This window comes from Mesorhizobium sp. GbtcB19 (assembly GCF_019091085.1).
Lineage (GTDB): Bacteria > Pseudomonadota > Alphaproteobacteria > Rhizobiales > Rhizobiaceae > Mesorhizobium.
In genome coordinates this window covers 167,309-183,295 of record NZ_JAGXJY010000007.1, presented here as the reverse complement: position 1 = coordinate 183,295, position 15,987 = coordinate 167,309, and the positions used below count along the sequence as shown (strand labels likewise).

14 protein-coding genes are annotated in these 15,987 nt (G+C 64.4%); 7 read left to right on the top strand and 7 right to left on the bottom strand.

Annotated features, from left to right (window positions below):
* Position 1 precedes the first annotated feature (1 nt).
* The 7 genes from KVT37_RS14975 to KVT37_RS14945 all read left to right on the top strand — a co-directional run bounded on the left by KVT37_RS14975 (position 2) and on the right by KVT37_RS14945 (position 6,897).
* Positions 2 to 715, top strand: coding sequence for a uroporphyrinogen-III synthase (locus tag KVT37_RS14975; RefSeq protein ID WP_217574241.1), 714 nt, complete (start codon positions 2 to 4; stop codon positions 713 to 715).
* A gap of 105 nt (positions 716 to 820) precedes the next feature.
* Entirely contained in the window at positions 821 to 2,278 is a 1,458-nt protein-coding gene (locus KVT37_RS14970; protein ID WP_217574239.1) for a COG4223 family protein, read from the top strand.
* Between the two features lie 10 nt (positions 2,279 to 2,288).
* A complete protein-coding gene (locus KVT37_RS14965) occupies positions 2,289 to 3,848 on the top strand; it encodes a heme biosynthesis protein HemY (protein ID WP_217574237.1) in 1,560 nt (519 codons plus the stop codon).
* 33 nt (positions 3,849 to 3,881) lie between these two features.
* Positions 3,882 to 4,361: a TerB family tellurite resistance protein gene (locus KVT37_RS14960; RefSeq protein ID WP_217574235.1), complete on the top strand. Its 480-nt coding sequence runs from the start codon at positions 3,882 to 3,884 to the stop codon at positions 4,359 to 4,361.
* An 18-nt stretch (positions 4,362 to 4,379) separates the two neighbouring features.
* A complete protein-coding gene (locus KVT37_RS14955; RefSeq protein ID WP_217574232.1) occupies positions 4,380 to 5,096 on the top strand; it encodes a glutamine amidotransferase in 717 nt (238 codons plus the stop codon).
* A gap of 201 nt (positions 5,097 to 5,297) precedes the next feature.
* Positions 5,298 to 6,380 (top strand): DUF1835 domain-containing protein, encoded by a 1,083-nt coding sequence (locus tag KVT37_RS14950; protein ID WP_254634044.1) that lies wholly within the window; start codon positions 5,298 to 5,300, stop codon positions 6,378 to 6,380.
* Positions 6,381 to 6,666: 286 nt separating this feature from the next.
* Entirely contained in the window at positions 6,667 to 6,897 is a 231-nt protein-coding gene (locus tag KVT37_RS14945) for a hypothetical protein (RefSeq protein ID WP_217574228.1), read from the top strand.
* Between the two features lie 21 nt (positions 6,898 to 6,918).
* Here KVT37_RS14945 and KVT37_RS14940 read toward each other — a convergent pair whose 3' ends face one another.
* From KVT37_RS14940 to gnd, 7 genes are all read right to left on the bottom strand, one after another.
* A complete protein-coding gene (locus KVT37_RS14940; protein ID WP_217574225.1) occupies positions 6,919 to 9,264 on the bottom strand; it encodes an endonuclease/exonuclease/phosphatase family protein in 2,346 nt (781 codons plus the stop codon).
* Positions 9,265 to 9,462: 198 nt separating this feature from the next.
* Positions 9,463 to 10,701 carry an MFS transporter gene (locus KVT37_RS14935; RefSeq protein ID WP_217574223.1) on the bottom strand — a complete coding sequence of 413 codons (1,239 nt, stop codon included), beginning with the start codon at positions 10,699 to 10,701 and terminating at the stop codon, positions 9,463 to 9,465.
* 151 nt (positions 10,702 to 10,852) lie between these two features.
* The gene (locus KVT37_RS14930) at positions 10,853 to 11,953 is read right to left on the bottom strand and encodes an aminotransferase class I/II-fold pyridoxal phosphate-dependent enzyme (protein WP_217574221.1); all 1,101 of its coding nucleotides are present in this window, start codon (positions 11,951 to 11,953) and stop codon (positions 10,853 to 10,855) included.
* Positions 11,954 to 12,161: 208 nt separating this feature from the next.
* Entirely contained in the window at positions 12,162 to 12,617 is a 456-nt protein-coding gene (locus KVT37_RS14925; RefSeq protein ID WP_217574212.1) for a MucR family transcriptional regulator, read from the bottom strand.
* Positions 12,618 to 12,827: 210 nt separating this feature from the next.
* Positions 12,828 to 13,532, bottom strand: coding sequence for an ROK family protein (locus KVT37_RS14920; RefSeq protein WP_217574201.1), 705 nt, complete (start codon positions 13,530 to 13,532; stop codon positions 12,828 to 12,830).
* 19 nt (positions 13,533 to 13,551) lie between these two features.
* The gene (gene zwf, locus KVT37_RS14915) at positions 13,552 to 14,928 is read right to left on the bottom strand and encodes a glucose-6-phosphate dehydrogenase (protein ID WP_217574192.1); all 1,377 of its coding nucleotides are present in this window, start codon (positions 14,926 to 14,928) and stop codon (positions 13,552 to 13,554) included.
* Between the two features lie 13 nt (positions 14,929 to 14,941).
* Positions 14,942 to 15,952, bottom strand: coding sequence for a phosphogluconate dehydrogenase (NAD(+)-dependent, decarboxylating) (gene gnd, locus KVT37_RS14910; protein WP_217574190.1), 1,011 nt, complete (start codon positions 15,950 to 15,952; stop codon positions 14,942 to 14,944).
* Between the last annotated feature and the right edge of the window lie 35 nt (positions 15,953 to 15,987).

Genomic DNA, 15,987 nt, shown 5'->3' with positions numbered 1-15,987 from the left:
CATGGTCCGCGTCCTGGTGACGAGGCCGGAGCCTGGCGCGTCGCGCACGGCACGACGCCTCGAAGCCGGCGGATTTCAGCCGATCCTGCTTCCGCTGACGGAAACGCGCGCCTTGCCGGTCGAGGCGACCATCGGTGCCGATACCGTCGCGGTCACTGTTACCAGCGCCAATGCGGTGCGTCATGCGCCCAAGGCGCTGGTTGCGGCGCTCGCGGGCCTGCCATGCCACGCGGTTGGCAAACGGACGGCGGAAGCCTGCCGCGCGGCGGGATTGCTCGCCGTCACGGAAGGTCCGGGCGATGCCGAGGCGCTGGCCGACGCCATCGTCGGCGGCCTTGCCGGCAAGACAATCGTCTATCTGTGCGGCCGCGTCCGCTTCCAGGCGTTCGAGGAGCGGCTGTCGGCGGCTGGCGTGCATGTCCAGCCGATCGAAACTTACGACACAACCGGCATCGACTATGGCGATGCCGATGTGCTGGCCCGTCTGTCGGGCCAGCCGGTCGAGGCCGCGCTGCTTTACTCAGGCAAGGCCAGCGCGGCGCTGATCAAGCTAATTGCGCGGCCTGCCTTGCGGCAGCTTTTTGAAAAAACGGAATTTTTGACGCTCTCTGCGCGTGTCGCCGGACCGCTGGGTGGGATTGCCGGTCAAAGGATCAGCATTGCATCCCAGCCTGAAGAAGACGCGCTTATCGAGCTTTTGTCGCAACCGCGCTAGGCCGCGTCATCACACCGCCCCTTTTCACCGCTTGGTGATGTGCTAGAGCATCCTGACGCTCGAGACCCTTTGAACCATCCCCAAGCCAGTTCGCGGAGCCCAAGCATGGTCAAGACGCCGAAGATGCGACATTCGAAGACCCGGCGCGAGCCGGTGACGATCGAACTCGAGCCCGGCGCCGTCTCGCGAATCACCGACGAGGATGCCGCCAAGGCCGAGGCCGCGCAGACCGACGAGGCGAAGGCGGACGAGGCGGCCGCCGCTTCGCAGCCGGAGGCTCCGGAAGAGCCGATCCATGCCGAGCAGGCCGATATCGAGCCGTGGGAGCACAGCGACGCCGCGCAGGCAGCGGCCGACAAGCCCGAGGCCGGCAAGGCCGAGCCGGAAGCGCCGTATCCCGGCGCCTCCGATGCGCCAAAGAGTGAGCCCAAGGGCTTCGAGTACAATTTCGAGGACGCATCCGCGGCCAGCGCCGGCGCCTCGACAGCGAAGCCCAGCGAGACACGGGACGAGGATCGCGCGCCGCAGCCATCGCGCAAAACCGGCGTCAACGCCATTGCCGCCGGCGTCATCGGCGGCGTGATCGCGCTTGCCGGCGCCGGCCTGCTGCAAGCGGTCGGGCTGATTGGCGCGCCGGGATCGAATGGCGGATCGCTCGACGGAGTGAATGGCGAGATCGCTTCGCTGAAGAGCGAGATCGCGGCGCTGAAGGAAAGTGGCGGCACCGGCGCCTCAGCCAAGGTCGATGGTCTGTCTTCGGCAATCGAACAGGTCAAGACCGATGTCGCGGCGCTGAAATCCTCAGCCGGACAGAGCGGCGACGGCAGCGCGCTCAAGGCGCTGACCGACAAGGTCGGCCAGATCGAGACGACGATCGCCGATCTGCAGAAGAATGGCAGCGCGGCGCCCGTCGATCTCGGGCCGCTCAACGAGAAGATCGCCGGGCTCGACGCTCAGGTGAAGTCGACCGGCGACGCGGCCAAGGCCGAAGACGGCCGGGTTGCAGCACTTGAGCAATCCGTGTCGCAACTCTCCGGCAAGGTCGAGGCGCAGGCTTCGCAGCCCAAGATCGCGCTGGCGATTGCGGCTGCAGCGCTGAAGTCCGCGCTCGATCGCGGCGCGCCGTTCGCGACCGAGCTCGACACCTTCGCCGCCATCGCGCCGGATGCGCCCGAGCTCGCGGCGCTGCGGTCCTATGCCGAGAAGGGCGTGCCGACCCGCGCCACGATTGCTTCGGAGGTCGACGCCGCCGCCAGTGCCATGGTCGAGGCGGCGACGCCGGTCGACCAGAATGCCGGTTTCTTCCAGAGCTTGGTGTCGAGCGCGGAATCGCTGGTCAAGGTGCGGCCGGTCGGCGCCGTCGAAGGCAAAGGGGCGCCCGAAACCATTGCGCGTATCGAAGTGGCGGTCAACCAGGGCGACTACGCCAAGGCGCTCGGCGAATATGACACGCTGCCCGACGCCTCGAAGGCGGCCGGCGCCGATTTTGCCGGCAAACTGAAGGCACGGCTGGAGGTCGAAAAGCAGCTCGAAGCGCTGATCGCCGGCGCGACGAAGGCGTGAGGACGAAAAGATGATCCGCCTCCTCGCCTTCCTCGCCGTCGTCTTCGCGCTGGGACTCGGCTTTGCCTGGCTGGCCGACCGTCCGGGCGAGATGCTCGTCACCTTCAACGGCTACCAGTATCAGGTCACGCTGATGGTGGCGGCGGTGGCGATCGTCGCCGTGGTCGCCGCGGTGATGATCGTCTGGTGGCTGATCAAGTCACTATGGAACAGCCCCTACACGATCTCGCGCTATTTCAGGGTGCGCCGCCGCGATCGCGGCTACCAGGCGCTGTCGACGGGCATGATCGCGGCCGGCGCTGGCGATGGCGCGCTGGCGCGTAAGAAAACCAAGGAAGCGGCCAAGCTGATCAGCTCCGACCAGGAGCCGCTGATCAACCTGCTCGACGCGCAGGCCTCGCTGCTCGAAGGCGACCATGAGGGCGCGCGCGAGAAGTTCGAGCGCATGCTCGACGACCCCGAGATGCGGCTGCTCGGCCTGCGCGGCCTCTATCTGGAGGCCGAGCGGCTCGGCGACCGCAACGCTGCGCGCCATTATGCCGGCCGCGCCGCAGCGGTGGCGCCGCAGCTCGCCTGGGCAGCGGAATCGACGCTCGAGGAGCTGACCGAGCGCGGCGACTGGGACGGCGCGCTGAAGCTGGTCGAGGCGCAGAAATCGACCCGGCAGATCGAGCGCGATGCGGCCAACCGCCGCCGCGCTGTGCTGCTGACGGCCAAGGCGCAGGCGCTGGTCGACAGCGACCCGAACGCGGCCCGCACCGCCGCGCTGGAAGCCAACAAGCTCGCGCCCGATTTTGCGCCGGCGGCGGTCATCGCCGCCGATCTGGTTATCCGGCAAAGCGACGTGCGCAAGGGTTCCAAGATCCTGGAGGCCGCGTGGAAGGCCGAGCCGCACCCCGACATTGCCGTGCTCTACACGCATGCCAGGCCGGGCGACGCGGTGCTCGACCGCCTCAACCGGGCGAAGAAGCTGCAGGAACTGAAGAAGAACCACGCCGAGTCGGCGATGGCCGTGGCGCGTGCAGCGCTCGACGCGCAGGATTTCGCCACCGCCCGGCGCGAGGCAGAGTCCGCGATCCGCATGGATCGCCGCGAGGGCGCCTACCTGCTGCTCGCCGATATCGAGGAAGCCGACACCGGCGACCAGGGCAAGGTGCGGCAATTGCTGGCCAAGGCGGTGCGCGCGCCGCGCGATCCGGCCTGGGTGGCGGACGGCGTCATCTCCGAGCGCTGGGCGCCGGTGTCGCCGGTCACCGGCAAGCTCGATGCCTTCACCTGGCGCGCGCCGATGGAACGGCTTGGCCATCTGATCGAAAGCGACGCCGATGTCGCGGTGCCGGCGATCACTGCTGCGCCGCCGGCCGCAGCAGCTGAAAAGGCGATCGACATCGTTGCCGATGCGCCGGTCGAGAAGCCTAATGGTGGCGAGAAGGATAGAGCGGTGGCCGAAACCGTTGGTGAGGCGGAAACCATCGCGCGGGGTACGGAGTTGCCGCATCTCCCGGACGATCCGGGCGTCGCGCCGGAAGAGGCTGCGGAAAAAACGCCGCGCCGGTTTCGTTTGTTCTGAGGCAGGGTTTTGGCGGGCAGGGAAAAGATATCGATGTTCGAACGCGTATTGTCCTTCCTGAGGGATCTGCCGGCTGCCGGCGAGACCAGGCCGAGCGCTGACGATCCGCGCGTCGCGGCCTCCGCGCTGCTCTACCATGTGATGAACGCCGACGGGGTGCGGCAGGACGTCGAATGGGAGCGGTTCAAGCAGATCCTGGCCGAGACCTATTCGGTGAGCGGCGAGGAGCTCGATGCGCTGGCCGCGGCCGGCGAGCGCGCCGACAATGAGGCGATCGACCTCTACGCCTTCACCAGCGTCTTGAAGCGCGACCTCGACGCCGAGGCGCGCAAGGCCTTCATCGGCCTGATGTGGGAAATCGTCTATGCCGACGGCGAGCTGCACGAGCTAGAGGACAACACGGTCTGGCGGGTCGCCGAACTGATCGGCGTCGAGCGTCATGACCGCATCGAGGCGCGCCGCAAGGCGGCGGCAGAGGCGCCCGGCGCGCGGGGCAATTCGAGCGACGAATAACGGGACCCATCGCCTTCCATGCCACCCAGACCGAGGCCGAGACCCAAAATCCTGATCGTGCTGCATCAGGAGACTTCGAGCCCCGGCCGCGTCGGCCATATGCTGCTGGAAGAAGGCTTCGATCTCGATATCCGCCGGCCGCCGCTTGGCGATGCGCTGCCCTGCACGCTGGACGATCATGCGGGCGCGGTGGTGTTCGGCGGGCCGATGAGCGCCAATGATTCGGACGAATTCGTCCGCCGCGAGACCGACTGGCTGGAAATCCCGCTGAAGGAAAACCGCCCCTTCCTTGGCATCTGCCTCGGCGCGCAGATGCTTGCCAACCATCTCGGCGGCAAGGTCGAGGGCCATGGTGAAGGCCTGGTCGAGATCGGCTGGTACCCGCTGAAGGCGACCGACGCCGGCAAGAAGCTGCTGCACTGGCCGGAGATGGTCTACCAGTTCCACCGCGAGGGCTTTTCTCTGCCGAAGGAAGCGACGCTGCTGGCGACCGCGGAAACCTACCCCAACCAGGCGTTCCGTTATGGCGACAATGCCTGGGGCATCCAGTTCCATGGCGAGCTGACCCGCGCGATGATGCAGCGCTGGGTGGTACGCGGCGCGCATCGCTTCGAGCTCCCCGGCGCCCAGCCCGGCCGCGACCATCTCGGCGGCAGGCTGATCTGGGACATGCACCTCAAGCGCTGGCTGGCCGAGTTTTTGGCGATGATTTTTGGCAGGCCGGCGGTGGGGTAGGGCGAAGGCCTCTGACCATCAACGGCCGGCTTTGACCCGAAGACAACTAATGCATGGCAATGCGTTAACGACCGCTCTGCTCCTGCATTCCGGTCATTGCACGCGTTGCGTCGCTCGATCGACAACGGACACGCCAAGTGCATCGGCGAGACGGCTGAGCTAATCTGTGTATGAGCAATAGCGAGGGTCAAGGTCGTGCCGATGGAGGATTTTGCTGGTCGCTGGATTGCCGGGAACGACCGGCACACGACCACGACGATCGAGATCAAGATTGTCGATGATCACCTCGTCGTGTGCGCCATCGATGGTTCCAGTGGTGAACTAGCCGAGATCCAAGGCTTGACCTACGGGAATGAAGAAGTCCGCTTCGCCGCCCAATGGTCGTCCGGCCAAACTTCCACATACCGGCTGCTGCTGTCGGATGGACGGTTGGTCGTCCATGTCACCCTTTCCCGCACCGACTATTTCAAAAGGGATCTGAACGCCGACGGAACGCAGAGGTGGCGCAGCGGCATACTGCACATCGCGCCCGGCAGTTCGGCGGGTGGTTCGCTTCGCCGGGCGATCCGCTCGAGCGGGCGTACCGACGATGTTATCAGTTTTCGGGACGATCTCAGCTGCGGCCCAATCGATTCCCAGGAGTCCTCGGCACGAGCGCGCTGGTGGGCGTCGATGTACGACGAGTATGACGTCGATTTCGACGGTTTCTGGAAGCAAATCATGTCGACCTCGGACCGCCTCGTCGTCTGGGTCGGACGCCATAGTGCCCGGGAGCATGCTTTCTTCCTGGCCTTGGTGGATCGCCTCGGCGACCGCCCCTACGACATCATCGACGTCACCGGGTTGCAAATGCCGTTGACGCGGCCCGACGGCAAGCCGCGACTGTCGACCCCCGTACAGGCCGTCTCGCTCATGAGCGAAACGGAGCTCGCCTTGTTGTTCGGCACGGAACGCGCGATGACGAGCCAGGAACGAGAGGTGGCCGCGCGACGCTGGCTGAGTTTGAAATCCGAAAACGCACCGTTCCGCATCGTCGCCGATTCCGGGCTCGTCTCGGCGCCTGTCGATGTCTTCGATGAGCTCCTTCTCGAGCGGGCCAGCAAGGATTGGCGCAAGGTTGCACGGGTCATCGCGGAGACCATGGGACACAATATGGAGCCGTATATCCAGGTCGGCGACCTGATGCTGCTGACCCGTATCGTGGCCCTTGTCGATCAGGGAAAGCTCATGGCCCATGGTGATCCCTGGCTTATGCGACAATGCGAAGTACGGCTCCCGGATTAGCAAAAAAGGCGTCTCCTTTTTGGAAGAGCCTCTATAGCCAGTCCGCTCACGGCCCATGTCGTTCGTTGCCGTCGAATGCCGACAGCGCCAAATGTCGATCTGGTGGCCGGCTCGATCAGGTTGCGGCCGTCCGGATGCCGGACCTGGCGTTGCGCCAGGGAGGATGCCACCGATCGCCGCCCAGCATGGCACCAACCAGCGAGCCCTTGCACTGACAATCTCTCCGGTATCGACGAGCGGCGAATCTGTGCTAAGGCGCCGCCCGATCAATCAAAAGGACGACACTGTGAGCGAACTGACCCTGGCCGAGGCGACCGAAAATATCTATGCCTCACTCCGAGCCGACAATGCCGACCTCGATGCGCATATCGCGGCACTCAAGGCGGCGCTGGCACGCGAGGGGAAGAAACAGGCGGTGTTCGATCCGGCCAAGCTGGTGCAGAACAACCGCGCCGGCCGCAAGTTGATGCAGGCCTATTTTCGGCAGCGCGGCGTCAGCGTGAGCTTTTCGGAGTAGTGGAACCGAGGCAAGGATGGGTCACGGCGCTGCGGCCACTGGTTCGTTCTTTCTCATCCTCAGCTCGTAATTGAGCCGGTAGCGGCCGCCCTCGAAATTCCAGATCAGGGGGTCGCGCACGCCGTCGATCGAGCTTGCACCGGGCGGCAGGTCCGGAAACTCTCCGACGTGGCTGGGATCGTCCGGGCTGGTGTCGTCCTGCTCAAAGACCTTCAGTCCGGCATGATCGACGAATGTGAGCTCAGAGCTGCCAAACTTCGTCGCCCAGTCCTTCTGATCGGCGGAGTCATCGCAGTCGAATTCGACCTCGCCCGAGGCTGGGAAGCGGATGGTGCGGCTGTCAAGCGACAGCTGGGTGAAGATGTCGTCGGAGCCGAATTCAGGATTGGTTTCATCCTCGCAGATCAGTGCCTTAAGCTCCAGATTTCGCACCGTGGTCTGCATGGAGGCGCTCACCCGCACGGGCTGGCTTCCGGCCGCCGCCTGATGGATGACGAGATAGCCACGTGTGCGGTCGCCCATGGCGCCGCTGATGATGCGGCTGGTGCCGGAGACCGCAATCGGCGGCTCGCTGCCGTGGGGGTTGTCGAACTCCTCCAGCGTCGCCTTGTAGCTCGCAGGATCGGGCAGACCATCTGCCGTCAGCGTGACGGTCTGGTCGGCGCCGCTGTCGGCCTGCCCGACCACGTCGAAACGGAACCATGCCTCATTCTGGCTGCCAAGCAGGCTGCCGGCTTCGGTGAACGCGGCAAACTGCGGCGGCTCGCCTGGCTGCAGCGGGCAGGCCTCTTCCTTCGTCGCACAAGTGTGGCGGCGAACCAGAAGCGCATAGTTGCCCTGCCACTTGCGGTCCTTGCCGGTGACGCGGATAAAGAACTCCTTCGGCAGCGCATAAGTGTGGACGGTGAAAATGTGTTCGCCGTCATGCACGGTCCTTGTGTCGCCATAGTAGCTGGAGATCGGCGTCGTCATGTTGGACGGCTGAAAGATGTCGATGTTGACGTCCGGACTGTCGGGTCCGATCGAATAGCTGCCGGCGTCCTGGCGCACGACATGGAACCATTGCATGGACCCCGGATAGCGGATCTGCGTGACGTCCTGGCCGTTCCTGAAGTCGATCAGCTCTTCGGCCTGCGGTTTGCCGTCCGGGCCCTTCTTCGCCGTCAGATTGACCGGATAGGCGATGGACGGGCTGCAAAAATTGTTGCCGAGGTTGAGGTCGGCGGTCAGCAGATTGTGGTCACTTTCGAGGTCGACAAAATCGACCGGGATGGTCACGTGCTGAACGCAGATCGGTCCTTCGATGCCGCCGCTCAGATAAGGCTTCGGCGCGGCAAGGATGTAATCGTAGCGCTCGCCGTCGACATAGTTGGAAATGCCGGGATCGGCGCGGTTGGTCGCCGCCCAGCTGTCGTAGTGCTGGGACGTCCAATACTTGCCGGGGGTGGCGAAGCGGCGCGCCCATTCGCCCGTCGGCGGGTGGAACAGCGGCACGTTCATATCGCCCATCACCAGGACGCGCTCGCGCTTGCGCTGCGCCGGCGTCAGCGGCGACAGCGTTGTCTCGATCAGCTTCTCGATCTGGTCGAACTGCGCATCGCGCGCGTCGGCGTGCAGCTCGGGCGGACTCTTGTCGAAATAGTCGGCCTGCAAGTGGGTGAAAACGACCGTGTAGTTGCTTTGTGAAGGCAAATGCAGCAGCCGCACGATCGCCGCGCCCTTGCCCGACAGGCAGTCGACACCGCCGCAATGGTCGTAGAGGGTGAAGCCGACCTCGTCAGTGACTGCGTCCAGCGTCTCGCCGTCGTTCTTGCCCCATTTGAAGCTGTCGTCGGGCAGCGGCAGGAACTTGAAGTCCTTCTTGGCAAACAACATCAGGCCGCTATCCTCGCCGTCGATCTTCTCGACCGGCTCGCCATAGATAGCCACGGCAGCCGCAGGATCGAGACTGGTGATGGCGTCGGCGATAGCCTGCGGTCGAACCTTCAGCAGCGCAGCGTCGATTTTGCCGACATAATTCGGATAGACGGGCTTGAGCTTGTCGATGAGGATCTGCTTGGCGTCCTCATCCCATGCCTCGTTGATGGCGATTATATCGAAGCGGTCAGTGTCCTTGAGGATAGTGTTGGCCAGATGCTCGGCCTGTTTTTCGGTCTGGCCCTGAATCTGCACGAGGCAGTCGGCGAAGTTCGGATTGGCGCATTTGAAGATCGGCGAAAGCAGATAGGCATTGAAAGTTGCGACTCGAACCGTCTCCACTTCCTGCGCCTTGGCGCCGCTGATCGGCCAGGCAATCAGGGTGACAAGCAGGACAGTCAATCTGGCCAAGAGCTGATCTGACCAGAACAGGTGCCTGGAATGAAACATGGGCTTGCCCCCGTTGCCTCGTCGCTCGGCTGGCGAATAGTAACAAACGGGAGCGCTCGAACCGTGAAGCCATTCACGTTGCCCAGGGGCGAAGCTTTGGCGCGTGCGGCGATCGGTCAACCGATGAAGGCAATTGCGGATGTCGGCGCAAGCTGCCCGGCCCGAGTGTCGGGTCCGGCGGCTTGGATAAAGACTCAATCAATTCCGGCTGTTGAGATGCCGTACCTGCCGCAACGCGGGGAACAGCCAGGCCCATAATCCCGCGACGGCGATGGCGCCGATGCCGCCGATCACCACGGCGGGGACCGTGCCGATCAGCGCCGCCATGGTGCCGGCGCGGAATTCGCCGACTTCGTTCGAGGCGCCGACGAAGACCTGGTTGACGGCGTTGACGCGGCCGCGCACCTCGTCGGGCGTCCAAAGCTGGATCAGCGTCTCGCGGATATAGACGCTGAACATGTCGGTGGCGCCGAGCAAGGCGAGTGCTGCGATCGACAGCCAGGTGATGGTCGAGACGCCGAACAGCACGGTGAAGGCGCCGAACAGCGCGACGAAGCCCAGCATGACCTTGCCGGCATGGTCGCGGATCGGGTGGCCGGCGAGCCAGACGGCGACGCAGATGGCGCCGATGCCAGGCGCCGAGCGCAGCAGGCCGAGTCCCCAGGGGCCAAGCTCGAGGATGTCGCGCGCATAGACCGGCAGCAGCGCCGAGGCGCCGGACAGAAGCACGGCGAACAGGTCGAGCGAGATCGCGCCGAGCACGATCTTCTCGCCCCAGATATAGCCGAAGCCGGCAAACAGCGTCTGCATCGTCGGCTTGTCGGTGGCCGTCTGCTGCGCCGGCTTCGGAATGGTGAAAATGAGCACGGCGGCGGCAAGCATCAGCACGGCGGCGGTGGCATAGGCCACTTCGGCCGACACGCCATAGAGCAGGCCGCCGGCGACCGGGCCGACGATCGTCGCCGTCTGCCAGGCCGACGAATTCCAGGCAATGGCGTTGGCAAAATCCTCCTGCGGCACCAGATTGGCGAACAGCGAGGAGGAAGCCGGCCCGTAGAAGGCGCGCGCAATGCCGAACATGACCAGCACGGCGAAGATCGGCAACGGGCTGGTCAGGCCGCGCAAGGTCAAAATGAGGAGAACCAGCGCGCAGGCGGCCTCGATCACCGTCGACAAGGTCATGATCAGCCGGCGGCCGAAGCGGTCGGCGACGACGCCGGTGACCAGCACAAGGAGGAGCGAAGGCAGGAACTGGACAATGCCGACGATGCCGAGATCGAACGGATCGCGTGTCAGGTCATAGACCTGCCAGCCGACGGCGACCGACACGATCATGGTGGCGAAGGTGGTGAGGAAGCGCGCCGTCCAGTAGCTGAGGAAGGGGCGGTGCCGGAAAGCGGCGTATCGCTGTTCAGGTGAAGTTGCTTCGGCTGTCATGGTTCGAGGGCCCCGTTGTGACGACTGCCGGCGGGGCACTTCCACGGTGGGCGCTGGTCCGGCCGCAACCCTTTAGCCCAGTTCGTTTTGCCATGCGCGCAAAAATCCGCGCTGGATCAAAGAAAATCGAAATTTTCTCTCGGATGGCGGCTCAGCCCCTCAACGCGGCCGAGACGGCGGCCAGCCCACCGCGCAATTCCGCTTCCGTCGGCCAGCCGAAACCGAGGCGGAAAAAGCGCTTCGGCATCTCGAACCAGTGGCCGGGACCGACATAGGTGCCGTGCTGCTCCAGCAGCCTTGTGTAGAAGCGATCGAGGTCGAAGCCGGCATCGACGTTAAGGCGTGGGAAGCCGACGACGCCACCCTGCGGCCGCACCCAGTCGACCAGCGGCTCGCCGTCGATCCAGGCCTGGACGATGTCGCGGCGCCTGGCCATGTCCGGCAGCAGCGTCGCCAGGAACGGGTCGCGGCGTTCGAGCACCGTGCGGGCGATCGCCTCGTCGATGACGCTGCCGCAAATGCCGATCTGCTCCTTGGCGGCGAGGAAGGTTTCCTGCAGCTGCGGATCCCGGGTTATCAGCCAGCCGATGCGGATGCCCGGAATACCGAAGGCCTTGGACAGCGAGCAGACGCTGATGGCGCTGGGACTGAGCGAGGCCGCTGTGGGCAAGCGCTCGCCAAAGGAGAGGTCGCGATAGGTCTCGTCGACCAGCAGGCGACAGTTGCGGCTTTCGGCAAGCGCGACCAGCGTGTCGAGTTCGGCGCGAGTCATCATCGTGCCGGTCGGGTTGTGCGGGCAGGTGACGCTGATCAGTTTCGTGTTCGGCCGCAACTCCGCCGTGAGGCGATCGATGTCGACGGCAAAGCCCTGGTCGAAATCGAGATCGATGTAGGAGACGGCGCAGCCGATCGCCTTCGGCGTCTCGATGTTGGTGGCGTAGTTCGGCCGCACGACCACGAGATGGTCGCTGGCCGACAGCAGCGAGGTGGCGATGATGAACAGCGCGCCGGCCGCGCCCGCGGTCACCAGAACGTCGTCGGGAGAAATGCCCTTGTCCTGCCCGGCGATCAGCGCGCGCAATTGCTTGTCGCCGCGATGCTCGCCATAGAACAGCGTCAGATCGGGCAGCGTCAGACCGATGTCGGAGAGCTTCTGGTCGGCGATGGAGCTTTCGGAGAGGTTGTAGCGGATGCGGTCGTAGCCGTATTCCTCCGGCGCTTCCTTCTCGATCAGCATCCTGGCGTAGTTCATGGCCTGTCCCCCCAATGGAGCGTCTCACCGTTTCCGCGAAACGGTGAGACGCTCCATCTCTTTGTTTTTACGCAATTCCGGACGGAAAACCGCTATACACTTTTCCTGGAATTGCTCTGGCGGTGGTATCCAAGCCATAAAAGCACGAAGCCTGCCAAGGTCGATTCCTCGGCAGGCTTCCTTAAACCATTGGTGCAGGCGCGCTATTTCAGGCGGTCGCCTTGGCCTTCCTGCCCTTGGCGGGCTTCACCGGTTCCGGCTCCGCCTTGCGGCCAAGGCCGATCGATTTGGCCAGCTGCGAGCGCGAGGCAGCATAATTGGGAGCAACCATCGGATAGTCGGCGGGCAAGCCCCATTTGGTCCGGTAAGCCTCCGGCGTCAGGCCGAAATGCACGCCGATATGGCGCTTCAGCGATTTGAACTTCTTCCCGTCCTCGAGGCAGATGATGTAGTCCGGCGTCACGGAACGCTTGGGATTGACGGCCGGGACCGGCGGCGGCGCCGCTGGTTCCGCCGGCTGGCTGATACCGCCGATCGACGAGGCGACGCTGGCGATCAACTCGCCCAGGCCCGAAGCGGGCAGGCGGTTCTTCGCGACATAGGCCGATACGATGTGCGCGGTAAGCTCGAGCAGGTCGACTTCCTTACTGGTGTCCTCGTCCACGTAGTTCCTCCATTTTGTGCCGCAATGCCGCGAAAGCGATTCGCTTTTCGCGATCTGTAATGTCAAAGCGCTGCGGACGTTATTTTGCGTATCCGAAAAGGTGCTTGGTGCCGCAGGCCGGCGAATTCCTAGTCGGCAAATCTGCGCGGCGCAATGATCTGTTGCGCAGTTACACGCTATTTTGAACAATAATACTGAAATGTAACAATATCAGACGATCAGCGCCTTGTCGCGCCATAGACGAAAACCACCCTCGAAGGCGCGAGTGTTGTCGCCGCGCCGGGATTTTTCAGGCAATTCATCGAGCTTGTCGACATTGCCGCCGCCGATCACGATGTAGTCCGGCTGCAACGCGGCACGAAGCCTGTCGACGACGTCGAAAACGTATTTGCGCCACTTCCTCTTGCCGCGCTTTTCCAGGCCGCGCTCGCCGACATAATCCTCGAAGCTCGCGCCTTTTTTGTAAGGCAGGTGGGCAAGTTCCATGGGCTGGCCGACATTCTTGATGATCATGGCGGCGCCCAGCCCCGTGCCGAGACCGAGGAACAGCATGCGGCCGCCGTCATAGCTGCCGATCGCCTGCATCAGCGCGTCGTTGACCAGCTTTACCGGCTTGCCAAAGGCGGCGGTGAAATCATAGCCGTTCCAGCCCTTGCCGAGATTGAAGGGATCGAGCGAAGGCTTGTTGTCGCGCACCGGGCCGGGATAGCCCATCGAGATGACGTCGTAATCCAGGCCCTCGGCCAGCTTCTTGACCGAAGCGACGACCTGGTCGGGCGTCAGGCTCGGGCCGGACGCGACGCGGCGCATCTCGCCGCCGGCGCTGGTCAGGATCTTCACATGCGAGCCGCCGACATCGATGGTGAGCACGATCGGATCGCCGCTCGCCTCGGCTTTCTTTGCTGCCTTCGCCATTTCGTCCTCCCCCCGAAAATTACTTCATCGGATTGATCCAGCCGTCGGGCGGGCCGAAGCCGTTCATGGCATCGGCCGGTCCCCAGGTCTTGGGCGCATAGGTTGCCGGCGCCGTGGTGTCGCCGAGTACCGGCCCGACGATGCGCCAGGCAAGCTCGGCGGCGTCCTGGCGCGTGAACAGCTGGCCGTTGCCGTTCATGGCGTCGCCGATCAGCCGTTCGTAGGGCGGCATGTCGCCCTTGGTGTCGTCCAGCGCGGTCAGTTCCACCTGCTCGCCGAGCATGTCGTCGCCGGCGATCTTGCGCTGCGCGCCGATCGAGATCGCCACCTGCGGGTCGATGCGGAAGCGCACATAATTGGCGTCGCTTGGCTTGATCGGATCGAAGACGTCGAGCGGCGGCCGCTTCAGCCGTACGATCACCTCGGTGGCGTGCACCGGCATGTTCTTGCCGGCGCGGATGAAGAAAGGCACATCCCGCCAGCGCCAGGTATCGACGAAGAAGCGCACCGCGGCGAAGGTTTCGACCGGCGAGTTCGGCCGCACCCCCGGTTCGGCGAGATAGCCGTCGAACTGGCCGCGCACGACATCGTCCCTGGTCAGCGTGCGGATGGCGCGCAGCACCTGCACCTTCTCGTCGATCAGGTCGTCGGCTGAGCGGCCGACCGGCGGCTCCATGGCCAACAGCAGAAGGATGTTAAGCAGGTGGTTCTCGATCACGTCGCGGATGCAGCCGACATCGTCATAGAATTTGCCGCGGCCCTCGACGCCGAAATCCTCGGCCATGGTGATCTGCACGCTCTCGACGAAGTTGCGGTTCCAGATCGGCTCGAGGAAGGAATTGGCGAAGCGGAAATAGAGCAGGTTCTGGATCGCTTCCTTGCCGAGATAGTGGTCGATGCGGAATATCGACTGTTCGTTGAACACCAGATGCAGCACTCGGTTCAGCCAGCGCGCCGACTGCAGGTCGTGGCCGAAAGGCTTTTCCACCATCAGCCGCGCGCCGCGCGCGGTACCGGACTGCTCCAACCCTTGCACGACGGTCTCGAACATGGTCGGGGGGACGGCCATATAGTGCAGCGGCCGTTGCGCCGAACCCAGCGCCGTCTTCAGCTTCTCGAAGGTCGCACTATCCCTGTAGTCGCCGCTGACATAGCGCAGCAGCGAGGCGAGCTTGGAAAAGGCCTTGTCGTCGACGGAACCCAGCGCGGTGACGATGCCGTCGCGGGCGCGGTCCACCAGCTTGGGGAGCTCCCAGGGGTCGAAGGCGACGCCGATCACCGGCTCGGTCAGCGTCCCCTTGGCGACCATCTGATAGAGCGCCGGGAAAATCTTCTTATGCGCTAGGTCGCCGGTCGCTCCGAAAAGCACCAGCGTGTCGGATCTCTCCTGGCTCATGCCTTGTCTCCCCTCACGCGCCGGGCTTCTTTTCGAGATGGCCGCCGAAGGCATAGCGCATGGCGGACAGAAGCTTGTCGGCGAATTGCGATTCGCCCTGCGAGGAGAAGCGGTCGAACAGCGCCGAAGACAGCACCGGCGCCGGAACGCCGGTGTCGATCGCGGCCTTCAGCGTCCAGCGGCCTTCGCCGGAATCGGAGACGCGGCCGCCGAACTGGGCGAGCGCCGGATCGCTCTTCAGCGCGCCGGCGGTGAGATCGAGCAGCCAGGAGCCGATGACGCTGCCATGCCGCCAGACCTCGGCGACCGCGGGCAGATCGACGTCGAACTGGTAGTATTTCGGGCTTTCGAGCGGGCTGGTTTCGGCATCGGCGGTGCGCTGCCTTTTGCCGGCATTGGCCGACTTCAGGATGTTCATGCCCTCGGCATAGGCGGCCATGACGCCATATTCGATGCCGTTGTGCACCATCTTGACGAAGTGCCCCGCGCCGCTCGGGCCGCAATGCAGATAGCCGAATGCCGCGGTTCCGTCGTCCTTCGACGGATTGGCGCCGGCATCGGCGCCCGGCGCCAGGGTGGCGAAGACCGAATCCAGATGCTTAACCGCCTCGTCGGGGCCGCCGATCATCAGGCAGTAGCCGCGCTCCAGGCCCCAGACGCCGCCGCTGGTGCCGACATCAACGAAGTTGATGCCTTTCACCGCCAGCTTGGCCGCCTGGTCGACGGCGTCGTGATAATAGGAATTGCCGCCGTCGATGATGATGTCGCCCGGCTCCATCAATGCCGCGACCTGGTCGACGATCTTGCCGGTGATCGCCGCCGGCAGCATCAGCCAGGCGCAGCGCGGCTTGGCGAGCTTGCCGACGAATTCCTCCAGCGAGGCGGCGCCGACGGCGCCGTCCTTGACCATGCCGGCGACGCTCGCCGAATTGATGTCGTAGACGACGCATTCATGGCCGTCGCGCATCAGGCGCCGCACCATGTTGGCGCCCATCCTGCCCAATCCCATCATTCCGATCTGCATGGTTTCATCCCGATTGCTTGAGGAAGAAGAAATCT